This window comes from Archangium sp., assembly GCF_036388035.1.
GTDB lineage: Bacteria > Myxococcota > Myxococcia > Myxococcales > Myxococcaceae > Archangium.
In genome coordinates, this window is the sequence record NZ_DASVSO010000680.1 from 1 (window position 1) to 4027 (window position 4027).

Here is a 4027-nt window from a genome sequence, read left to right on the forward strand (position 1 = left end):
CGCGCCTGACGCTGGGCCTCCGAGGTGAAGGGCACATGGCCCAGGTCCTCCTGGGCGGCACGGGCCACGCGGGCCACTCCGTCCCGGGCGATGACGCCCACCTCGAAGGCCTCCACCGCGGCGCCCACGTAGGTGTCGAAGAAGAAGATGCGCTTGTCCCGCCACGTCTGACGGACGGGCTCGGGGGTGGCGACCACGTCGTGGATGAACACGGCCCGCACCGCGTCCGGCCAGGTCGCGAGCATCCGCTCCCCGAAGGCCACATCACCCTGCCCGCTGTCCCCCGTGAAGACGAAGCCGTACTCGGGATAGAGCTGAACGTAGCGGCTGAAGTTCTCGAGCTTCATGGCGGCGATGCGCGCGTTGCCGAGCAGGTGGGTGAACGCGCCGGAGAGCATCACCGCCGAGGACACGCCGTGCGTGCGCAGGGTGGCCAGCGTGCGATCCTCGATGAGGCCGAGCGGATCCTGCGGCCGCGCGCTGACGAAGGTGAGGTCCCCCTCGCGCCCGGGAATGAGCCCCGGCCCGCGGTCCAGCTCCCGGTAGAACTGGAGCACGCCCGGGTACACCGTCTTCGGCGGGTAGCGCGTGTCCTTCCAGTTGGCGAGGAAGGTGTCGTCGATGTCGCTCAGCACCTTGTTCTCGCCGCTCGGAGCGGCCTCGGCCTCCCGGCGGATGTGCGTGAGGATCTCCTGCCGGATGGGCGCGTCGTCGATGTCGTGGAAGAGGAGCTGCTGCAGGTCGTGGGAGTTGCCGCGACCGTCGAGCAGGTTCTTGAACTCCGTCAGCTCGCGACCGTGCAGCCCGAGGAACAGGGCACGCACCATGCGCTCGGCCAGCGCGTGGGTGCTCCCCTTCTGGAGCGCGGACACGAGGGCGGCACGCAGCGGGAGGCCCAGCTCACGCGCTCGCTTCTCACACAGCAGCTCCAGCAGCGCGGTGAGATGGTCCGGGCCGACGGCACGGTCGTCCACGTCGGCGAGCAACGCGTCCAGGTCCACGTTGAGCAGCAGGTGGTTGAGCTCGGCGGCGGTCGAGCCCTCGAGCAGCTCCAGGATGAGCCGCTCCTCGCTCCGGTCTGTGTGACCGGTCATCAGGGAGCGGAGCGTCTGGAGCTTTCGGGTCGCGTTGGCGAGGTCCACGTGGGAAGCCTACCCGCGCGGAAGCTCTACCGTGAAGATGGATCCCTCCCCCGGGCGGCTGTCCACGCGCACCCGCCCGCCGTGGGCCTGGACGATCTCCCGGCTGATGTAGAGCCCCAGGCCCAGGCCGCCGTAGTGCCGGACGCTCACCGCGCGCTCGAAGCGCCCGAAGAGGCGAGGCAGGTCCTCCGGAGCGATGCCGATGCCCTCGTCGCGCACGGTGAGCCGGGCCTGCTCGGCGGTCGCCTCCACCTGGACGTGGATGGGGTGGCCCTGCCCGTACTTGGCCGCGTTGGTGAGCAGGTTGACGACGACCTGGTCCAGCCGGAGCACATCCCAGCGCCCCACCACCGGGCCCCCGGCCTGGAACGTCACGGCGCAGCCGGCCTGCTCGAACACCTCGCGCAGCCGCTCCAGGGCCTCCTGCACCACATGGTTGAGGTCCACCTCGGACAGCTCCAGGGTGACGCGGCCGGTGGCGATGCGGCTCACGTCGAGCAGCATGTTCACCAGGCTGGCGAGCCGGTCCACCTGGCGGCGTGCGGCCTCCATCTTGGCGCTGACCTTCAGCCGCGACTCCTCGCTCATGAGCCGCTCGATGAGGGAGAGCTGTAGCCGCAGTGAGGTGAGGGGCGTCTTCAGCTCGTGGCTGGCGATGGAGAGGAACTCGTCGCGCAGGCGGATGGCGTCCTGGGACTCGCGGAACAGCCGCGCGTTGTCCACACAGAGGGCCGCGCGGCGCGCCAGCTCCTCGGCCAGCCGCAGGTCCGCCTCGTCGTAGCGCCGGCCACTCTCGGCATGGGACAGCATGAGGGCGCCCAGCACCCGGCCACGTGCCATCAGCGGCACGCAAAGGAAGGAGCGCAGGCCGACTGCCCGCAGCAGGGGCCGCAGCTCGGGCTCGCGCGCCGCGGCGAGCATCGCCTCCTCGGGCACGACGGGTGCCCACTCCGACTGGCCCGTGCGCAGCACCTTGCCCACGCCCCTGGGAGCGGACAGGTCGATGGGCTGGCGGCGCGAGAACTCCCGCGCCAGCTCCACCCGGGACGGGTCCTCGTGCATCACCGCGAGCAGCTCCACGCCCCCGCCCTCGGTGAGCATGTACACCGCGCACCAGTCCGCGAGCTCGGGCACCGCCAGCCGCACCAGGTTCTCCAGCGTGGTGGCGTAGTCGAGCGAGCCAACCAGCAGCGTGCTGGCCTCGGAGAGGAAGCGCAGCCTCCGGGCCAGCACCTCCAGCTCCTGCCGGGCGCGCAGCTGGTGCGTCACCTGGGACTCGGCCTCGGCGCGCGCCGCCTGCTCGCGGTCGAAGAGCCGGGCCCGGTCGAGCGCGAGCGCCCCCTGGTGTGCCAGTGCCATCATGAAGCCACGGTCCGCCTCGTCGAAGGTGCGAGGTTGATCGAAGGCGAGTGACAGCGCCCCCAGGGACGTGTCCTTGGCGCGCATGGGCAGGCAGGCGAAGGCCCGGGCGGGAAAGTCCAGCACCTCCGCCACCAGCTGGGGGTAGCGCGCCGCGAACTCCGCGGGCGAGCCCAGCCACTCGGGCTCACCGGTGCGGAAGACGCGAGCGATGGGGATCTCCGCGTCGATCCGCAGGCGCTCGTACCTGCGCACCAGCTCGGGGGAGAACCCCTCGGAAGCCACCAATCGCAGCATCTGCCCCCCTGACTCCGGGAAGCCCACCGAGCCCCCCGAGGCCCCCACGGCCTTCATCGCGCCGCGCACGATGACGTCCACCACCTCCTCGGCGGAGGCCACCGCGGACAGCTTCGCCGTCACCGCCTGGAGCAGCGAGAGCCGGGCCGTGCTCTTCTCGAGCGCCTCCTCCGCCTGACGCCGCGCCGTCACGTCCCGGAAGATGACCACGAGGTGGTCCCCCCGAGGCACGAGGCGCGCCTCCTGCCAGATACCGAGCTGGCCCAGGAAGGTCTCGACGGTGAAGGACACGCCCTCGGCCATGGCGCGCAGGTAGGCCTCGCCAAAGGGCGAGCCGCGCGCCTGGGGGTACTCGTCCCACAACACCCGGCCGAGCAGATCCTCGCGTTGGCGCCCGAGCACCCGGGCGGCCACGGTGTTGAGGTACGTGATGCGCCAGCTCGCGTCGAAGACCACCACTCCCTCCACGAGCACGTCCAGGAGGGCATCCGGAGGCACCCCCTCCTGCGTGCTGGAGCCGTCTGGGGGAACGCGGGCCTGACTCATGGCGGATTCCTCACGGCTGGCCCGCGATGAAGTCCTGGAGGTCCCCGGGCAGGGGCGAGTCGAAGGTGACGGTCTCTCCAGTGCCTGGATGGGGGAAGGAGATACGCGCGGCGTGGAGGGCGTGGCGCGGCAGGCGGAGCCGGAGCCAGGCCTCGGGCTCCAGGCAGTGCCTGCTGAAGCGGTCGAAGTAGCCGGGATCCGGGCCGTACATCTTGTCGCCCACCAGGGGGAAGCCGGCCTCGCGCAGGTGGATGCGAATCTGGTGCTGGCGGCCCGTCTCCGGGTAGCAGCGCAGCAGGGCGAAGGGCTCGCCGTCGCGGGAGAAGCGCTGGAGCACCTTGAAGCGGGTGCGGCTGTCCTTGCCCTGCACGGGGTCGATGCGCACGGCGATGCGGATGAGCTCGGTGCCCTCGGCGATGGGCGCGTCCACGTGGAAGGAGTCCTCGGGCGGGTGGCCCTCGCACAGGGCGAGGTACTCCTTGTGGACATCGCGGGAGACGAAGAGCCGGCCGAGGACGCGGCAGGATTCGGTGGTGCGCCCGCAGACGACGACGCCGCTCGTCTCCCGGTCGAGGCGGTGGGCGGGCTCGGCGAAGGCCTCTCCGAAACGCTCGCGCAGCAGGGAGACGAGCGTGCCCTTGTGGTAACGGGCCGTGGGGTGGATGGGGAGCCCCGCGGGCTTG

The 4027-nt window shown here is 71.3% G+C and carries 3 protein-coding genes; all 3 read right to left on the minus strand.

Features of this window, described 5'->3' with window-relative positions; translation table 11 throughout:
• Nucleotides 1-1094, minus strand: a 1094-nt coding sequence (locus VF697_RS27745; RefSeq protein ID WP_331099744.1) for a phosphatase domain-containing protein, incomplete at its 3' end; no start/stop codon positions are given.
• Nucleotides 1095-1151: 57 nt separating this feature from the next.
• Nucleotides 1152-3344, minus strand: a complete 2193-nt coding sequence (locus tag VF697_RS27750; RefSeq protein ID WP_331099745.1) for a GAF domain-containing protein — start codon at nucleotides 3342-3344, stop codon at nucleotides 1152-1154.
• Between the two features lie 10 nt (nucleotides 3345-3354).
• A partial coding sequence (locus VF697_RS27755) for an RluA family pseudouridine synthase (RefSeq protein WP_331099746.1) occupies nucleotides 3355-4027 on the minus strand: 673 nt, incomplete at its 5' end.